The following is a 19,486-nucleotide window of genomic DNA, read 5'->3' as shown; positions in this document are numbered from 1 at the left end:
TTGGCGTGCGCCGTGATAAGGCGGCGCTTTCCCCGTGGGTGAAAATCCCACTCGGCTATCGCTCCAGCCGAAAGCAACCGGAGCAACTATGGAGGCAACGAAATAGTTGAAGCCTCCGGTGAAGCGTGCCACAAAATATGGTGGCAGCGCGAGTGTGCAGGCCGTAACGCGAGTGAACGCCGAGCAATCCTCGAAATGGACGTTACACAGGCCGACCCGATCGCCATTTCGGGGAAGGCTGATACAACTGGAGGACTTGAGCAGGGTTGATTCCAGTTGCTGTGTCGGGGTAGTGGCGACAGCATGTACACAAGGGAAGCGCGCGCAACACGGGAAGCCCCTCTGCGTGATCTGGGGAGATCAACCGAACACCCGTGAGGGAGCGTTTGGGCGCATCGGGGTGGCGGAGAGGCTCGTAGTACCGCGGAAGCCGAGTAATGTCGGTGGAGGAAAGGGGCCTCAGTTCAAAACCAATGTTTAAAGTAGGAAAGGATCAGGAGATTGGGCAACCTAGCAACTCCAATTAGTGTTCGGAAACTACAGAGAGCATTACACGTAAAAGCGAAGACTGAAGATAACTACCGTTTCTACGCCCTCTATGACAAATTGTATCGACAAGATGTCTTGGCTCATGCCTACGCAAAGTGCCGCGCAAATCGCGGAGCACCTGGTGTAGACCGACAAGATTTTTCTGACATAGAAACATATGGTGTTGAGCGATGGTTATCGGAACTTGCGCAAGCACTAAAAGATGAGAGCTATCGGCCTGATGCAATCAGGCGAGTGTATATCCCCAAAGCCAATGGCAAACTCAGACCGCTGGGTATCTCGACGCTAAGAGATCGCGTTTGCATGACAGCAGCAATGCTGGTGCTGGAACCGATTTTCGAAGCAGATCTTCCACCACAGATGTATGCCTATCGTCCGAGGCGCAATGCGCAACAGGCGATAGTTGAGGTGCAAGAACAAATGTATCGAGGGCGACCCGATGTTATCGATGCAGATCTTTCGGATTATTTTGGCAGTATTCCCCACGTTGAAATGTTGAAGTCACTTGCGCGTCGTGTTGTTGATCGACGTGTTCTGAGTTTACTAAAGCGATGGTTGGAATCTCCTGTCGAAGAGAAGGATTCGAAAGGCCGCACAATGAAAACAACGGAAGCAAAAGACCAGCGGCGAGGAATACCTCAAGGTTCGCCAGTGTCACCACTGCTAGCAAATTTATATATGCGCCGGTTTGTGGTGGCATGGGAACAATTCGGCCTAAATGAACGTCTTGGAAGTTTTATTGTTACTTATGCAGATGATCTGGTGATTTTATGTCGGCGTGGAAAAGCTGATGAAGCATCTTCATGGATGCGCAAAATCATGGAGAAACTCAAGCTGACAGTGAACGAAGACAAGACGCGAATTTGTCGAATACCAGAAGAGTCTTTTGATTTTCTGGGTTACAGCTTTGGCAGGCTTTACTCACAGAAAACGGGCAAAGCCAGATTGGGTATGCGACCGTCGAAGAAGAGCATCAAGAACATGGTGCAAAAGCTTCATGGAATGACGACGAACTCATATTCGTGCATGGATACCACAGAAATGGTAAAACAATTAAATCGCACACTGGTTGGATGGGCGAATTACTTTTCAGTAGGAACTCATCTGCAAGCTTATCGTGCGATTGATAGTTATATCGCTATGCGGTTGCGTAAGTGGCTGCGACACAAATACAAAGTTAGAGGACGTCGAGGTGGGGCATTTCCTCAATCCCATCTCTACGGGCATTTTGGGCTCGTACGTTTAACGCAATTGGGTCGCGGTGAGTCGTGGGTGAAAGCGTGATGTTTTGTCCGAGAGCCGGATGCGGGAAATCTGCACGTCCGGTTCGATGAGCGGGGGCTGGAAACGTGAGCAAGGTAGAAGGAGTGTCACCTGCATTAAATCGAAAGAGCAGGAGTAGGAAGCCACTACCTAAACTCGGCGCGCCAGTCTTCGACTCTACCGAAAACCGAAATAGGTATTCATGCAGCGCTCTAAATCAACATTTCATGTTGGGGTTCGCAAGCTCACCACCAACCTACATTTCTAAACTTATAGGTGGTGAAGCGTGAACTTACAAACCTGATACGATCAAAAATGCTATAAACAAAAAGCCCGCCCGTTTTACAAAGGGCGGGCTTTTAACACCGGACATATTTAAAGATTAATCAGGCTGAGCACAAGAAAAGCTAACCTCCAAATCAACTTTATCGATCAAGGCATAATCTGCAGCAAGAGGAATTTTTTTATTACCTGATTTTTCCAGCGCCACTTTTCCACTTAACAAATATGACTTATAAGAATCCCGCTGGGATGACACTGAAAATAAACTCAATGCTGACTTACAACCACAGTCTGCGATTGAATTCTTGAGCTGTATATTGAATGACAACATCGGAATGGAATTTTCTTTTACAATTTTTGAATCAAAAATTTTTGTACATGCAGAGAGTTTATTATTTACCACTACAACTTCGTTAGCAGCTGCAGTGGCACTAATAAACAATAATGTACAGAAAAAGTAGTTAAATTTTTGTGCCGCCATTTGTTTGCTTTCCTTTGATATATGCCACTTTTATGGTTAGAAACGATTTTCCCGAGTTTCTCCCTGTTTCCCTTAGACCAGAAAAAATTCGCCCTTCAACTTCGATACATCCATGACTGTAACCTTTTGTAGAATCATGTAAATAAAAGCCGCCTCTTGTAATTGGAGAGCAACGAATTTTGGTAGCAGTGTCTGCGGGCTCCATTCTCGCTCTGTTATGCCCCCAATTTTGCCAATACGGCTCGCAGTTACCCGCATCAACACCTCGTGGTATAACTTGAATACCCCATGCAGGCTTGATAGCGCATCGACCTGTACCATCGTCCACGGCATTACCTTTGTCTGCAATAAATATTTTATAAAACCCTTCCGGTATCGGGCCGCTATCAGGAACACAATAGTACTCAGGATCCTGAAAACCAGTTAACCCAGATGTTGCTTTAAATGTGCCCTTACCAGACCACACTATTTTTTGTCCGTTATAAATCATATCGGTAATCACAATATTTGTTCTCCTTTACACGTACATTTAACTTACTTAAACAATAAAATCACTTAATCCTTGAGACCACATGAATATTCATGGTCTTTTGAGAGTTATTCAAGCCAAATAGTGTGATGCATATCAATCAATTCGCGCTGAATGGACTATTAGTAGAAAAAGCACAATAACAAGTGCCAAATTTCATCTCGGCGTTAACGCTAATAAATATTCTATTGATAATAAAAAAGCCCGCCGGTTCACAACAGGCGGGCTTTTTTGCTAAACGAAAATTTATAGAGAGTAACGTCCCCTCTCCCTTTGGGAGAGCGTCAGAATGAGCGCAATAATCAATTGACTTCGTAAGCTGCCATTTTCACTTTTAGTGTAACGGCGCGGTCACTGAAGTTCATACCCCAATCGGTTTGGTCGCCATTCCACACGCGATCCATCACCCATTGCCCTTTCACAAAATTGCCTTCTTCTACGCGTTCAATCATGTATTTTTTATTGGCCAATTCTGCAGATGGTTTAAATTCCACGCGCGCTTTGTGCGCAGTGACCAAATATTCGTTCTCACTGAGTTGGACAACCAAGGCACCACCAGCGGCTGGTGCGTTGCCTTCCGGTGGCGCGATCCAGAACATTGGGCGGCCGTAGGTGACTTCTATGTCCCATAGGCCGCCATCGACCACTTGCGTAAGTGCAGCAGCGCGGTCTTTTTTATGCTGGTCTTTTTCTTCCGGTGTTGCCTCGGCATTCCAGATTTTTTGTGTATCGCCTGTGGTGTCTAACGGTTCTGCAAAACCCCAGCTGTTATTTTCAAATAACAATTTTGCCCAAGCGCGCATATTCGATTCTATTGCACGATAGTGCTGTGCAAAGTGTTCGATGGTTTCATCGTTATATTCTTTTGCACCGAGCGGATAGTTGGTGTAGCCAGTGTCATCCATTCCGAACGGAGAAAAGCCAATACCACCCATGCCCAGCGTTGGGTATAGATAGCGGGCGTAAGGTTGGTCATTACCAATTTCTGCGACAAACAGGGCGTTATCAGCGCGGGTGTAAAGCTCCAATACTTTGCTGACAGTTTTGTGATCGCGGAAATAAATATCCGGTGCAATCAAATCAATATCGGGCGCAGCCGCTTTCCAAATGTGCAACACATTGTCGGTGCCACCGCCGCTGGAATATTGCCCCGGCAACCCTGGGTTAAACGGATTGCGCAGTGCTACGTTGACATACATCGGCAGATTTTTAATGGCTTTACCTGCTGCAGTAATGTCATTGCAATATTTTGCAATGTGATATGCATGAAAAAATTCATCCGCATCTTTTCCGAATACCTGCGCCCAGGTTCCGGCTTTCAGATTTAATGCTGCAACCAAATCGGCGGGCACAGGCGCATTGAATACTTGCTGGGCAGCAGGAGAAAAATCGCGTACGGAACCGTAGGTGCCAACTTCGTTTTCCACTTGCACCATAATGACTGTGTGATCTTTATCGGTTTTTTTCAGATGTTTCATTAATTCAACAAAGGCTTTTTTATCTGCCTCCATTGTGCTTTTCGCTAATGGCGACATTGAATTCAATGTATCGCCATCTTGTTTCACTACACGGGAAAAACGTTTGTTATCCAACTTCACCCACGCAGGTGCGTAATGCGGTGCGTTATTTTTCCAGGTAGCAAACCACAGCAACACCACTTTTACATTGCGCTCGCGCGCTTGCTTGAGCAGTATATCCACGTAAGAAAAATCAAACTGGCCTTCAACCGGTTCAATCTGTTCCCATGCCACTGGAATGCTCAGGGTATTGGCATGCATTTTTTCAACTGATGGCCACACATTTTTTAATGCCGCCGGATAATTACTGGAATTGTTGGTTTGTGCGCCCAGCATAATAAACGGCGCACCTTCTACCATTAACGCATGCTTGCCATTTTTACTCACCAACTGCGGCAGTTCGGCAGCCTGTAATTGCACAGGCAAAAAAACCGTTGCGCATAGAGCCGCAATTGCAGGTATTAACGCACGGAAAAATGTGGCTTTGTATTTCATAAAATGGATTCCGGAACTGAGTATTTTGATGCAGAAAAAAAATAAAACTGCTGCAGATAATTATTACCCAATTAGTATTTTTGATACGTAAACAGACAGGACTTTTTACTTACCATTACAAAATTATGTGGCTTTTTAAACTAAAAATGCCCTGTATCGCATTTGCGATACAGGGCACAAGCCTAACAACTCATTAGAAACGTGCGCGGATGCCCACTGCAAAACGGGCATCTTGTGCGTAAGAATACGCAACGTGATCGCCTGCTGCATTTTGGTCAATAATACCGACGGTTTTTTCTTTCAACAGGTTAGAGGCTTCCACTGTTACCGTGTAATTATCGAGGAAGTTATAGCTAATGGATGCATCCAATTGGCCATAGTCATCGTTGTACACCGGGATACGTGCTTTGCCGCCCAAACCATCGTTGAAGTCAGGATCAAAACCATTGCCGCCCCACGCGATCAGATATTTGCTGCGCCATGAATACGCCAAACGTGCAGACAAACCATCTTTCTCATACATACCCACAAGGTTGAATGCATTTTTTGACAGCTGATCAATTGGCAATTGCCCGTAAGAAGAACGGTCGGTATCAAGAGGAGCCGCGCCCGCTTGGGTATCACCGCCAACTGGTTGGGTATTTAATGGGATGTCAGCTTTGCTATCGATGTAAGTGTAGTTAGCTTGAATACCCAAACCATCGAACGGAGCAGGAAGCGCGTCAAAGAATTTATTCACGCCGATTTCCAAACCGTTGATATCGCCGCTACCGATGTTATCCAACCAGGTGGCTTCGCCTTTGTAATCGCCAATGGCATAAGCATCGGTTGTCTTTTTAAAGAAACCTTCTACTTGTTTGTTAAACAAAGCTGCATAGGCCATACCGCCGTTTGAATCGAAATACCACTCTACCGATAAATCGAATTGCGTTGCTTCCATCGGCTGCAGATACGGGTTGGTATCCTGATTCAGGTTGAACGATTTGATCACACCGGTTTCTTCATCGATATCGGCACTCACAGTTACGAATGCTTGCATATCGGAGAAAGATGGATTCCAAATAGCTTCAGACGCAGCAAAGCGAACATACAAATCTTCAGTTGCTTGCATACGCAAGTTGAAGCTTGGCAACACATGGGTATTGTTAGTTTTGGCTTCCAGCGGCTCGGTTGAACGAGGTACAACCACTACGCCATCAACAGTCGCTTCGTTAACAACCAAGGTGCCTGATGCGGTGTTATCGGTTTGCACCACACGCACACCAAAGTTACCGTCGATTGGCATCGCCAGATCATCAAAACCATAATTGGTCATGATATACATGGCCACGGTTTTTTCTTCTTGCAGATTGCGGTAATCCGGATTTTCCAAACGGTCCCACTCTTGATACACACTGCCCGCACACCACCATGCACCATCCGTTTCACAATCAGCGTTCACGGCATCGGTAGTTGCACGGAAATTTCTCGCCGCGTTTGATGAATACAAATAACCATTAGCAGGAACAGTCACATCGCCGCGTTGGAAATCACCAAATGAATAGAGAGTCAAATAATCTGCTGCTTGATCTGCAGTAACTTTTGGAATGGAATTTTTGTCAAAACCAAACCAGGTTGCGTAACGGGTATTCCAGTCGTAACCGGTATTGATGTTGTCACCGGTTTTTTCTGAATAACGAACACCGGCTTTAACCGATTTAATGACTGCGCCATCAAAATCATATTCTGCATCGATACGGCCGGTTTTTGCTTCGGCTTCATTGCGCTCAAAGTGGGTCATCGCTTGGCCAAGGTTGTAATTGGCGTAGTTAGACATGTACGCATCGTCGATGATGATCGAAGGCTTTTCAGTTCCAATACCTTCCATGCGCGCTTGCGCAGGAATCACTTTCAGACCCAGCGTGTAATCATCTACGCGTGCATCGGCTTTTACGTATTGTAAATCGGCAGAGAATTTCCAATGATCATCCGGAGACCATTTGATACCGGTGGAGTAGTCAGTGGTTTTGGAAACGTTTTGCGCCCAACGGGTACTGGTACCAAAATCAAGACCCCACTGTGCAGGGTTGGCAACCGTTACCGTACCGGATTCCATTGCGCCGTTTGCACTGTAAACCCAATCGTTGCCGGCAGTAGGAACCAGCGCTTGATCGCCATTATGGCCTTCAAGGAAAAACGCGTTTTCGTCATACACGTTGTCGTGTTTGGTTTGGAATGCAGTGAAATAAAGTTCAGTGTTGTCATTCGGTGCCCATTGCAATGCAAGGTATCCACCTTCACGAGTACTCTCGTGATCGTTGCGACGCCAATCCACACCTTTGGATACCCACACATCATCGCCATTAATATTTCTTGGCATATAAGGACGTGAGTACACCTGATCAGAACGCGTTGCCAAATCCGATGTGGATGCGTTTATAAGAATACCGAATTCACCTGCATCGGTTTCCCAACGGTTGCTGTATAAACCGGAGTATTCACCGTTGGTTTCTTCCAACTGATCACCGTAGTTGGCTTTTGCAGATACACTCACCAATTGGCCATCGGCATCAAATGGCATACGCGTGCGCAAATTAACGGTGCCGCCCAAACCGCCTTCAATCATATCGGCCGATGGACTTTTGTAAGTATCCACTGCATACATCAATTCAGCGGGAACAGATTCAAAACTTAAACCGCGACCACTCGCCGCAGAAAATACATCGCGGCCGTTTAATTCAGCGCGCACTTGTGTCAAACCGCGCACCGCAACACCACTACCTTCTGCTGCCGGGTGCTCGGCATCGTTATTGGTGTAGCGACCAACGGTTACACCGGGAACGCGTTGCAATGCTTCTGTTACGCTGCGATCCGGTAATTTACCGATATCTTCTGCAACGATGGAATCCACCACAACGCTGGAATTTCTTTTTACATCCTGCGCGCTTTGGATACTCGCACGCTGGCCACTTACGATCACTTCTTCAACTTGGTCTTCTGCAGCATCTTGCGCAAATGCAGGCGCTGTCAAACCCATAGTGCCAACGACCAGTGAAAGGCCGGAAGCCATTTTGATATACGCTGGTAATTGCTTTTTAAGGAATTGCGTTTTCAGCTGTTTGTTTTTGGTTGTCATGATTTTCTCCAGTTAGAATTATGTAATGACCTATTGGATTTTTAATTCTCCTAAAACGGTTTCTCGCTCCCCGCATCACTGCTTATCAAGCGATAGCTGCTGCCTCCTTGTGCGATAAAACTCCCGGTATTCCCCTCGCGTTTTAATTCAAGGGTTTTTCCTTTCGTTGCATCCTTTAATAAAAATTTTGTTAAAGGCTGCGCTATTCTGAGCTGTAAAAATTGTTTGGATGTTGACGATATTGTTGCTTCTGTTAATGCATGGTTGTGCCATTTCAAATCCAGGGTGATGCCGCCGCGGGCGCGCAGGCCGGTTACCGAACCCGATGGCCATGCATCCGGCAGTGCGGGCAGTAAATGCAATTCACCGTTGTGGCTTTGCACCAGCATTTCTGCAATGCCGGCTGCTGCGCCAAAATTGCCATCGATCTGGAACGGAGGGTGGTTGTCCCACAAATTACTGAGTGTGCTGCGCTGCAATTGCTCGCCCAACACTTTGTGCGCACGCGTGCCGTCTAATGCACGCGCCCACATGTTGACTTTCCAGGCTTGCGACCAACCGGTGCCGCCATCGCCACGGGCATTAAGGGTGGTGCGTGCGGCCTGCAACAATTGCGGTTGTTTGTGCGCATCGATTTGACGCCCCGGATGCAACGCAAATAAATGCGAGATATGGCGATGATCGTTTTTGGGATCATCCACATCTTCTTTCCATTCTTGCAGCTGCCCCCATGAACCGATGCGAATTCCTGAATCGAGTTGCGCTAGAGTTGAATAAATTTTTTGCGCGGATTTTTTATCGCCCAAGCGCACGGCGGCTTCATGGGTATTGCGCAGCAAATCAAATACGATTTGCTGGCTCATGGCAGCGCCGTTGGTAAAGTTGCCCTGCTCGGGTGAAAAACTCGGGGAGACGATTAGTTTTCCATCGCGAGGATCTTTTATTAAAAATGCCAACCAAAAATCGGTAGCACTGCGCATTAGTGGATAGGCGCGCTCACGCAAGAATTGTTCATCGCCAGAAAACAAATAATGTTCGTAATAATGTTGTGCCAACCACGCCGCCGCTTCCGGTTGCCAAAACGCAGTGGGCCATTCAATAACGCCAGTGAAGCCCCAAATATTGGTGTTTAGAAATAACGTCCAACCGCTGTTAACACCGGTGACTTTTTTTGCCGCGATGGTTCCCGGTTCAACCAGGCTATCGACAAAATCAAAATAAGGTTCCATCAACTCGGGCAAGTTGGTGGTTTCTGCCAACCAATAATTCATCTGCAAATTAATATTGACGTGATAGTCGGCATTCCACGGCGGCGTAACAGAATTGTTCCAAACACCTTGCAAGTTTGCTGGCAGTGAACCGGCGCGCGATGAGGCGATCAACAAATAGCGGCCGAATTGGAAGTAAGTTGCTTCCAGGGTGCGATCCAATTGCGCATCGCCGGTTTTGTATTTTTTTAATAGCGCTGCGGTCGGCTCAGTTGAACTGCGCTGGCCGATATTTAAATTCACGCGCGTAAATAGCGCTTGGTAATCGGCGCGGTGATCAGCTTGTATTTGTGCAAACGATTTTGCACGGGCGGTATCCATCGCCTGCTGCAATTTTTTGTGCGGATGTTGCCCGCGGTAGTGCGGATAGTGTTGTGCGTAATCCGTACCGGCATTCAACAAAATAATCAAGCTGTCGGCCTTGGCAATACGGAGGGCGTTATCGCCCACAGCCGATAATTCACCGCCCTGATTCAGGAATTGGATTTGCGTTTCATATTGCAAACCATTGCTGTGCAATTTTCCGGTCGCGATTAAACGGCCGGATTCAATGCGGGTGTTGATGCTGCGGTTGTCGGGCACACCGAGCGTGGCACGCAGGGAAATCTTGCCGGGTTTATCGGCACTGAGTTTGATCGCAATGACCCCATCCGGATAACTCGCCAGATACTCACGTTTGTAGTGCACGCCGCCCTGGGTGTAGGTCACATCAACTTGGGCATTATCCAACGACAAAACACGCTGATAGCTTCTGACATCGCTGTCATTTTTTTCAAAAGCAAGTTGTAGCTCGCCGAAGGTCTGGTAATCGCCATAGGCTGTGATTTTTTGCCCCAGTAATCGGGCTGCAGCTTCAGGCGCAAGGGAACCCTGCCCGGTGATGATCTTCCGGGCTTGGGCAAGTGCTTCTGCCCGTGGCTTTTGCGGCCAGCCAAAATCGTAACCTTGCGCCCCCGGGCCACCTGTCCACAGGGTTTTTTCATTGAACTGGATAAGGTCGCGCTCTACCCCGCCCGCAATCACCGCTCCCATCGCGCCATTACCAATCGGTAGCCCTTGGGTTTCCCAATCTTGCGCGGGCTGCTCAAACACCACTGCCATGGAAGGCAAAGGCTCAGCCGCCATCAGCGTAGGGCAAAGGCATGCCAATAGTGACATGACGCTCATACCACGCATCCAAAAAGGCTTGTGATGTACAGACGATGGATTCATAGGGAAGCAAAGCAGATTTTATATGGTAAATATGACTATATGCCGCATATTAAGATAATGTTTTTACCAGCGCAACAATTCTTACCAATGATAAACAAAAATCATATTTGTGATACAAAAGGAAACAAACCAAGAGCGAGAATGATGTCGGCGATGCCTGACAGATCCGGACTTTTATCAGCCGGATTGAGGAAAAACAGGTTATTTAGAGAGAAAACCGATAGGAGCCCAGAGGGGAAACGCAAGGCTCCACTGTTGAAGGGTTAAGCATTGGCCTGTCATGCGGATAGTGTTTGGATAAACCCAGCGTGACTGGGCGCAAGTGCTACGCCTTTTTGGATGGCGCTGCGCATTTTATCCAGGATCAATTGCGCTCGTTGCGAGTCATCCGAGGGGGTGATTCCGGCAGGATCAACGCCAAAACCGTAATACATGCTCAACCAGCTCTCCTCCTTAAAGGATTCCTGCTCCAACATGCTGATGTCGCCGGTACGCTTAAAGAGTGCGATTTTTTGCTCCAGACTGGTGGGAATGTCCATCGCCCTTACCTGCTGCCAAAACGCACCAGAACGGCCATTGAGCTTGTAGTGAAGGATAATAAAATCCCGGATACGCTCGTATTCCAGACGGTTGAGCCGGTTTGCTTCAGCCACCTGTTTTTCATCGATTTCAAAATTCACCAAAAAACTGGTCATTTTGGCGATGCCGGTCTGGATCAGCGAAATACTGGTTGACTCCAACGGCTCCAGAAAGCCACTCGACAAACCAATCGCCACACAGTTTTTAAACCAGAAGTCCTTGCGCATTCCGGTGGTGAAGCGGATCAAGCGCGGGTCGGTCAAGGGCTCACCGGCCAGATTGCCAAGCAACTCGGTGCGCGCCTCATCGTGGGAAATAAATTGGCTGGAGTACACATAACCATTGCCCACCCGGTGTTGCAGCGGAATATGCCACTGCCAACCGGACGATCTGGCCGATGAACGGGTGAAAGGGTCTGGCTCGCGCAAGCTCTGTGTCTGGACGGCTTGGGCGCTGTCACAAGGCAGCCAGTGACTCCAATCCTCGTAGCCCACCCCCAGGGTTTTGCCGATCAACAGCGCCGGAATACCGGTGCAATCAACAAATAAATCGCCGTCCAACACCTGACCGGACTCCAACGTCAATGACTGGATAGAACCGCGCGCACTGTCCAATTGAACGTGGTTTATCTTGCCTTCTATGCGGGTAACGCCACGCACTTCTGCGTAGTTGCGCAGGAATTTGGCAAAGAGCGATGCATCGAAATGGTAGGCGTAGTTGTACCAGGCCAAACGGCTGTCCGGATCAAAACTGGGCTGGGCAAACTTGCCCGCGCGCGCCAACTGGGTGCACAGACAAAATTGATCCAACCCTTGCCCATAGCCCTGCTGTCTGGCGGCCCACCAGGTTTTGTGAAAAGACCGGTCTTCAATAGCCACCCCGTAACCGGCAAAGGGATGGAAAAAATGCTTATCGGTTCCCGCCCAGTGTTCAAACGCAATGCCCAACTTGAAGGTGGCGTTGGTGGCGTGGATAAACTCACTTTCGCTGATCGCCAAATCACGGATAAATTGATGGATTCCCGGCACTGTTGCCTCACCCACACCGATGGTGCCGATCTGGTCGGACTCAACCAGCGCGACCTGAATATCGACCGATTCCAACCATTTGGCCAGATAGGCAGCCGTCATCCAGCCTGCAGTTCCGCCGCCCACAACGAGTATCTTTTTTACCGGAATTGGCGGATTCACAGGGGTTGGCATGGCATCTACTCCGATCTCTTTTTGTATTATCAGTATCATTAAGTCGCATTAATCATATATTGGGCAACACATAATGCCTATTACAATTTGCGGCCGGGGATATGGCATAGCAGTTGCTGTAAAGACTGCAATTTATGTCATTCCTTATTAGGAGACAGGTTGGATGCAGCCCCACTAACGGTTTCCAGACTTCGGAGTAGAGTTGACCATGGCCACAAGCACCATCAACAGACAGGGAGCAGCTATGGCTGCACCATCTCGCGGCAAAGGCTCAAGCCAGTTTGCACACTTCTGTGACTTGTATCACCAGCGCCTGGATGCACTGACGCTCGCCAAACAACTGATCCACATGATCAAGGCGGTGCAACGCCATCGCGGTATGACCATGGGCACCTTGGGGGGAAACGAGCAGTTCCGCGATGAGCTGGCGCATTTACAGGTCCAACTGGAGCGCCGATTGGAATTGCTGCAAGCCTTCTCGGCACGCAGCTTCGAATTATTGAGCCCGCGCGATCAGGAAAATCTGGCAAACGCCTGGCTCACCATCAGCCGCGACTGGCAGGAAGACAGTGTCATCGATAACTATGAATTGCACTGCCATCTGATTGAACAATTACTGAGTATGGTGGCGGCTTTGGGCAAACAGCTTGAACAACCCACCTCTCAGTCCATGCCGGAGCTGTCCATACCAGAGCTGTCCAGACCGGAAATGTCCATACCGGAAATGCAGCAACCCAAGGTTATCCATGCCGATGGAGCGCTCTACCCCAATCGCTTCAAATATCTGGAAGTCCTGCATTTTTCCACCCGCCTGATGCCCGCTGTTGCCGAGCAGATAGGCCGCATCCGCGCCCTGGCCACCTACGCCTCGGCGCTGGGTTATTGCGATAAAGACTTTGCCAGCAAGCTGCGTTATGTCATCCAATGCACCCGGGTCAATAACGAAAAATTGCGCCACCAAACCAAGCGCCTTGAAGGATTATTGGATAGCGATCTGAGCCTGCTCAGCCAGCTGAAAAGTTACGAAATCAAACTGGAGTTTTTGCTATCCATGGTAGAGAGCGATGTGGTCAACCCACATCAGATCAGTGCTGACAGTAGCCGTTTGTTCAGCCTGGCAACCGACATTATTGATGTGTACCTCAAGGTGGTCGATGAAGGTGTACAACTGCTAACGCAATGGCATGAGCAGGATATTGAGGTATGGGTACAGTCCTATTAAGCCATTCACCCGCGCCTCGCCCTGAGTGCTGAATGACAGGGCTTTTGAAAGATCGCTTGCCTCTGGGGGTTGACGACTTACAATGCCATCAACAGTCACCAGCGCCATCAGGATGTCCAATGCGATTTATTCGATTACCGGCTTTTTTAATCATCCCGAGCACACTTTTTTTCTTCGCGCATCACACGCTTGCAGAACTGGAAGAACCCACTACTGAAGCGATCAATACCTGCTTGCAATCATCGGTGACCACAGCCGATGAAAGCATGACAATTGCCGAACTGCGCGCTGCCTGCCGTGAACTTTACTTGCAAAACCACGCATCCGGCGTTCCCACATTGGAAGAAGAAACCGTCGCAACAGATCAACCACAAGAGACCAACCCAGAAGGCCGCTTGCTCAAGCGGCGCATGGCAATGGAAGCCTTAAACCGCTCCAACCGGTTTATTTTGACTCCGCACAAACGCAATTATTTTTCGCCGCTCAGTTACAGCCGCCACCCGAATAACACCCCCTATTTGAGTGCAGCAACTGACGGCGAAACAAATAACAACGAAGAACAAGCGCTCGTCGATTTAAAACATGCCGAAGCAGAATTCCAGTTCAGCACCAAAATCCTGATTTACGAAAACCTGTTTGATGATAATGGTCATCTTTACCTGGGATATACCAATCATTCGTTCTGGCAAATTTACAGCGATGAAGATTCGGCACCGTTTCGCGAAACCGATCATCAACCGGAACTCCTGCTAAGTTTTACCAATGACTGGGAAATTTTCGGCTTCAGGAACGTATTGAATGAATTCGCACTCAATCATCAATCCAATGGCAAAGGCGGGATTCAATCGCGCAGCTGGAACCGGATCATGGTCAATAGCGTGTTTGAGCGCGGCAGATTTATATTCGCGCTCAGTCCCTGGTATCGAATTCCGGAGCCAGAGCAAGAGTACCCCGGCGATCCCGATGGCGATGACAACGCCGACATAACGCACTATATGGGGCGTTTTGAATTTAACGGCGCTTACGAAAAAGGAAACAACATTTTTAATATTATGCTGCGCAATAATTTTGATGCAGACAACAAAGGGGCCATGGAGCTTGGCTGGAGTTTTCCAGTGAGTACCAATTTGCGAGGACAAGTGAAATATTTTAACGGCTATGGCCATAGCCTGATTGATTACAATGCCGATATGGAAGTGTTTTCACTTGGCATTGTGTTTACCGATTTATTTTAAATTTATTTTAATTAATAGGCTTCGCCTAACAACTGTACCAATGCACGTATAGATTCAATCGACTGCGGGGATGCATCAATAATGGAAAAACCAACCCAGTGCTTCCCCGTCAGATCCGCCTCCCGCGTCCAAAGACAATCTGCACCCAACTGGATAACCAATTGCCCATTCACAGGCTCAGGCAAATGCAGGTCGAGGGTGTAGATCCGGTCCTCATCCAACGCCAGATCTCCCATCAGCATCAACCCCTGGGTGTGGATATTCACCAGACGGCCAACGTAGAGATCGCGCAGGCTGTCATACACATCAACATCGCCATTAATCGTGTGGCGCTCTAACTCCCTATCGTGTTCGCGTGAACAGTTATGGGTCATGAATTACCTGCCTTAAGAGTATCTGCCCGCTCATTGAGGGTGTGATAGATATTTTCCAGCGCGCGCTCGAAGAAAGGCTTGGTACTGCCCGCAATAATGCGCGCACGTCCGGCGATCATATCGCGCGCCAACTGCAGCCCTGCCGCAAGGGATACTTTGCGCCCCTGCTGATCCACCAACATGTAATGCTGGGTTTTCTTGTTATACCAGGCCACTTTAAGGCGCTTGCCGCCATCAAACTCAAACCAGGTACCGAACTCAACCATTTTCAAGCTCTCAACAATTTTGGCTTCTTCGGTTGATACCGGCTGCAACTGCACAACCGAGCGCCCGGCTTTTTCTGCGGCCAGCGATTCCAACTTGCTGCGCATAGGCGCGGGAGCTGGCTCAGCTTTACGGCTTAACAACGCCATACGCTGCAGTGATAAAACAGCATCCAATAATTTGCGGCCTTTGGCTTGCTCATAACCGATGGTTTCAAAACCGCGCTCAAGCGCCGCATGCAAGCCATCCTGAAGTTCCATTTGTTTTACTTTATCGGCTTGCTGGGTTTTAGGCTCCAGCGACCACAGCAAATCATCAATCACTTGCAAGGCACGTTTCCAACTCTCCGATTTGTCGCCGTAGCGCAGCAGCACAAACGAAAGATAATCCGACCAGGGCTGCAACAGTAATAACAAAATCGCCGACGGCATTTCGCGGTTATCGGTGCGGCTGCGCACCTCGGTATTGACCTGGATTTTCGCTTCGCGTAGTTTTTCTTCGCCTTGTGCTTTTTCCAATGCACGGCGCTCCATCAACTCTTGCCGACGCGCCACGTTATGGGTGTACGCATTAAATTCAATCAGCAATTCGGCAAAAATTCGTACATCGTTTTTAAATTCTTGCAGCAAACGGAATACCGTCGTTTTGATCTTGGTGAAAATATCGTACTGGTCACTGCCATCGTTGCTGACCCAGCGCACACCCGCCTCTGCAAGGCTATTTAACAACACACGCGCCGGATGTTCGGGCTGCTCAAAAAAGCCTTTATCGATAAACGCGATTTTCAAAAATGGCGTGTGCAGATAACTCAATAACGCTTTAACCGAATCCGGTAAATGATCATCAGACAGCATGTACTCAAACAACATACCGACCAGATCGATCGTCTGCATATCGCCCGCTTCTACCGCGCCGTTTTCATTTTCGCTAGCGATCTGCTCCATCATTTTGCGGCCGACATCTGCGACCGATTGCGGTGCAATCGGAACGGGGCCTGATTCATGATTTGCCAACGCTTGCTGGGTAACAGTAAATGCCTGGGTTTGCAGCTGCTCCAGCACATTCACCAATTGAGGCTGGGTATACACCTCAAGGTTCGCCGCAGGCACACCAGGCGCTGCTGGCGTAGCACCCACTGCCGGATTATTGGTCGCTTGTGTTTCTTGTGTTGTCGCTACCTGTTGTTGAGCAAGTGATTGCGCCGCTTGAATGGCAGGCAATTGCTGGGTCACATGCGTCTGCAATAAACGGATCGCATTGAGCAGGCTGTTTTGATATTGGATGTCGTTGGGGTTCAGGGAACCACTGAGCAATTTATCGCTGGCGCGACGCTGGAGCTGCTGTACATCTTCCTGCTTCTCATTCTGTGACGACTGTTCATTGCGCTCGGAAGGATCATCCTGCACTGCATCCTCGGCCTTGACCGGTTTCTCACCCGCCGGAACAAAGCGCAAATTAGGCAACAAATTCTGGCGTACCAAATAATCATTCAGCTCATCGTACAAGCCGTCCAGCATGCCAATCACATCCTGGTCGAATAGCTTGTAACCAATGATTTTGGTTTTGACATCAATATCGAGGCTGCTCAGCACTTTGCGCAGGGCTTCGCAAAACTGTACCGGACTGACCGGATTAGTGCGCTCATCGATCTTTTCACCGTCATTCAACAGCGCCAATCGCTGCTGGATAGCCCACAACTGCTCGGAAAAAAAGTTATCGGCACGATGGGTGATTGATGTGATCGCAATGGTTTCTTCAAGATCGGAGTGCTCCACCAACGATAAAATATCGCCGCTGAAACGCTCTTCGCCGGTAAGGGTATTGAGGGATTTATTCTTGAACTTAACAAAACCATTTGCCAAATGCTGGCAAAATTCCTGCTCGGCGGCTTGCTGTACCGCAGCCATCAAGTTCTGGGTTTCGTAGAGCGCTATCTGTTCTTTATTGGATTTGGCAGCCTCGGCGACTTCAAGCACTTGCTTGCACCACTGCCGCCAGAAATTGGGAAAAACACGATAGGCAAAACCGCGCGTTAAATCGCGGCACTGCTTGAGGTATTGAATGACCAGCTGCTCAGACATGGCGACCGTAGAGTAAGTCGATGTCTTGCTGATATCAGAGCCTGGTAAGCCTGAGTTGTGCATAATTGTTCCGTATTTTTCCATAATTCTCATGTTCCCTAGCGCTTGTTTCTTTTCCAACCAGCCGGCACGCTTTGCACGGCAGGGGCAGGACCTGCAGCTCTAGAGAGCAGATGATCATATCTGTACAGGTGATCCTGAGCGACAATCTTAACAGTTCGTTAAGTTTCTTCCACACAATACAACGACTAGCCCATTGATTGATTAAAAATAGCACGATCCCTGAAGTTTGCTGCAAAAAGCCATGCTGCACCAAAACAAAGCCTTATGCACCCTGCAGATGCCACATAAGAGGGCATCATTAAATCCAGCATCATCGTTAAAGTCTGCAAAACCCTATCAAAATCAGCGTATTAAAAAATTGGCACCCAATTTGCGATTACTAACCTGTAATAACTGATCCGCACTCTGGGTGGTTTTAGCTATTCCATACAATTTGTAATAGAGAACTAGGGTTCCGGTTGCGCCAATCCGTGCAGTGAAGCGCAATGTCTGGTCCGAGAGTTTTCGACCTTCGCAGGCAGCACCAAGGGCTTAATCCCGCAGTGTCCCTTCTAGCTAGTAATAGTTAGTAGTGCCTTGAGGTTACACGGCGGGATAAAAGCCCGGGAGATGAATGGCATCACTGCCAGAGTGCTCCCATACGCTACGCCTATGTAACCAAAACCGCTGGAGGTTGTTCATGTTGCGTCATTCCCGCCTTATAAAACCATTACTCGCCCTTACACTCATGTTGTCTGCCGGTGCCGCCAGTGCAGCAGAGCCGTTCAAAGTCTGTTGGTCTATTTATGTTGGCTGGATGCCCTGGGGTTACGCTGCAGAACAAAAAATCGTAGACAAGTGGGCGAAAAAATACGGTATCGAAATCGAAGTCGTCCAAATCAATGACTACATAGAATCCATCAACCAATATACCGCAGGCCAGTTCGATGGTTGTGTGATGACCAACATGGATGCGCTGACTATTCCCGCTGCGGGCGGCGTGGATTCCACAGCGCTGATCGTGGGCGATTTCTCTAACGGTAACGATGGCGTTGTGCTCAAGGGCGCAAATAAAACCCTGAAAGACATCAAAGGCCAGAGCGTTAATTTGGTGGAGTTGAGCGTATCCCACTACTTGCTGGCGCGCGGATTGGAAACCGTTGGGCTGAAAGAATCGGACATCAAAGTCGTCAACACTTCTGATGCCGATATGGTTGCAGTTTATGGTACGAAAGATGTCACTGCGGTCACTACCTGGAATCCGCTGCTAAGCGAAATTCTCACGCAACCCAATAGCACCAAGGTATTCGACTCATCGCAAATTCCCGGCGAAATTATGGATTTGATGGTAGTGAACACCGAAACACTCGAAAAAAATCCCGCGCTCGGTAAAGCATTAGTCGGAGCCTGGTACGAAATCATGGGCGTGATGAGCGCATCCAACAAAGCTGCGACTGAAGCAAAAACAGCCATGGCAATAGCATCAGGAACTGACCTCGCCGGTTTTGAAGCGCAACTTGCCAGCACCAAAATGTTTTACACCCCGCAATCCGCATTGGAATTAGTCAACAGTGATGCACTGTTAAAAACCATGCAGAAAGTTGCTGAATTTTCATTTGACCACGGCCTGTTGGGCGAAGGCGCACCCGATGCCGAATTCATCGGCGTTGAAGGCCCTAAAGGCGTTTACGGCAACAAAGAAAACGTGAAGCTGCGTTTTGACACAACCTACATGCAAATGGCTGCCGATAAAAAACTGTAATTATTTTTACCTCA

General features: G+C 48.5%; 12 protein-coding genes and 1 riboswitch. Of the genes, 4 read left to right on the top strand and 8 right to left on the bottom strand.

Annotated features, from left to right (window positions below):
- Positions 1-501 precede the first annotated feature (501 nt).
- A complete protein-coding gene (gene ltrA, locus B2739_RS08785) occupies positions 502-1,833 on the top strand; it encodes a group II intron reverse transcriptase/maturase (protein WP_331345487.1) in 1,332 nt (443 codons plus the stop codon).
- Between the two features lie 361 nt (positions 1,834-2,194).
- On the opposite strand, the gene B2739_RS08780 is transcribed toward ltrA, so the two are convergent.
- The 6 genes from B2739_RS08780 to B2739_RS08755 all read right to left on the bottom strand — a co-directional run bounded on the left by B2739_RS08780 (position 2,195) and on the right by B2739_RS08755 (position 12,492).
- On the bottom strand, positions 2,195-2,575 hold the full coding sequence (locus B2739_RS08780; protein ID WP_331345486.1) for a DUF2195 family protein: 381 nt from the start codon (positions 2,573-2,575) through the stop codon (positions 2,195-2,197).
- Complete coding sequence (locus B2739_RS08775; RefSeq protein WP_331345485.1) at positions 2,556-3,077, bottom strand: tlde1 domain-containing protein; 522 nt, start codon at positions 3,075-3,077, stop codon at positions 2,556-2,558. Before B2739_RS08775 ends, B2739_RS08780 begins: the two co-directional genes overlap by 20 nt.
- 329 nt (positions 3,078-3,406) lie before the next feature.
- The gene (locus B2739_RS08770) at positions 3,407-5,116 is read right to left on the bottom strand and encodes a DUF5597 domain-containing protein (RefSeq protein WP_331345484.1); all 1,710 of its coding nucleotides are present in this window, start codon (positions 5,114-5,116) and stop codon (positions 3,407-3,409) included.
- A gap of 193 nt (positions 5,117-5,309) precedes the next feature.
- On the bottom strand, positions 5,310-8,231 hold the full coding sequence (locus tag B2739_RS08765) for a TonB-dependent receptor (RefSeq protein ID WP_331345483.1): 2,922 nt from the start codon (positions 8,229-8,231) through the stop codon (positions 5,310-5,312).
- Positions 8,232-8,281: 50 nt separating this feature from the next.
- Entirely contained in the window at positions 8,282-10,666 is a 2,385-nt protein-coding gene (locus tag B2739_RS08760) for a glycoside hydrolase family 95 protein (protein WP_331345482.1), read from the bottom strand.
- Positions 10,667-10,989: 323 nt separating this feature from the next.
- Positions 10,990-12,492 (bottom strand): tryptophan halogenase family protein, encoded by a 1,503-nt coding sequence (locus tag B2739_RS08755; RefSeq protein WP_331345481.1) that lies wholly within the window; start codon positions 12,490-12,492, stop codon positions 10,990-10,992.
- A gap of 244 nt (positions 12,493-12,736) precedes the next feature.
- On the opposite strand from B2739_RS08755, the gene B2739_RS08750 reads away from it, so the two are divergent.
- Both B2739_RS08750 and B2739_RS08745 read left to right on the top strand, forming a co-directional pair.
- On the top strand, positions 12,737-13,714 hold the full coding sequence (locus B2739_RS08750; RefSeq protein WP_331345480.1) for a hypothetical protein: 978 nt from the start codon (positions 12,737-12,739) through the stop codon (positions 13,712-13,714).
- Positions 13,715-13,833: 119 nt separating this feature from the next.
- The gene (locus B2739_RS08745; RefSeq protein ID WP_331345479.1) at positions 13,834-14,949 is read left to right on the top strand and encodes a phospholipase A; all 1,116 of its coding nucleotides are present in this window, start codon (positions 13,834-13,836) and stop codon (positions 14,947-14,949) included.
- Positions 14,950-14,960: 11 nt separating this feature from the next.
- Here B2739_RS08745 and B2739_RS08740 read toward each other — a convergent pair whose 3' ends face one another.
- A complete protein-coding gene (locus tag B2739_RS08740; protein WP_331345478.1) occupies positions 14,961-15,323 on the bottom strand; it encodes a PilZ domain-containing protein in 363 nt (120 codons plus the stop codon).
- Positions 15,320-17,731: a DUF1631 family protein gene (locus B2739_RS08735; RefSeq protein ID WP_331345477.1), complete on the bottom strand. Its 2,412-nt coding sequence runs from the start codon at positions 17,729-17,731 to the stop codon at positions 15,320-15,322. Before B2739_RS08735 ends, B2739_RS08740 begins: the two co-directional genes overlap by 4 nt.
- A gap of 435 nt (positions 17,732-18,166) precedes the next feature.
- Positions 18,167-18,342: riboswitch (guanidine-I (ykkC/yxkD leader) on the top strand.
- A gap of 68 nt (positions 18,343-18,410) precedes the next feature.
- Here B2739_RS08735 and B2739_RS08730 point away from each other — a divergent pair.
- Positions 18,411-19,472 carry a putative urea ABC transporter substrate-binding protein gene (locus B2739_RS08730; protein WP_331345476.1) on the top strand — a complete coding sequence of 354 codons (1,062 nt, stop codon included), beginning with the start codon at positions 18,411-18,413 and terminating at the stop codon, positions 19,470-19,472.
- The last annotated feature ends 14 nt before the right edge of the window (positions 19,473-19,486 follow it).

Source organism: Cellvibrio sp. UBA7661 (assembly GCA_002483365.1).
Lineage (GTDB): Bacteria > Pseudomonadota > Gammaproteobacteria > Pseudomonadales > Cellvibrionaceae > Cellvibrio.
This window is presented reverse-complemented; position numbering and strand designations above follow the sequence as displayed.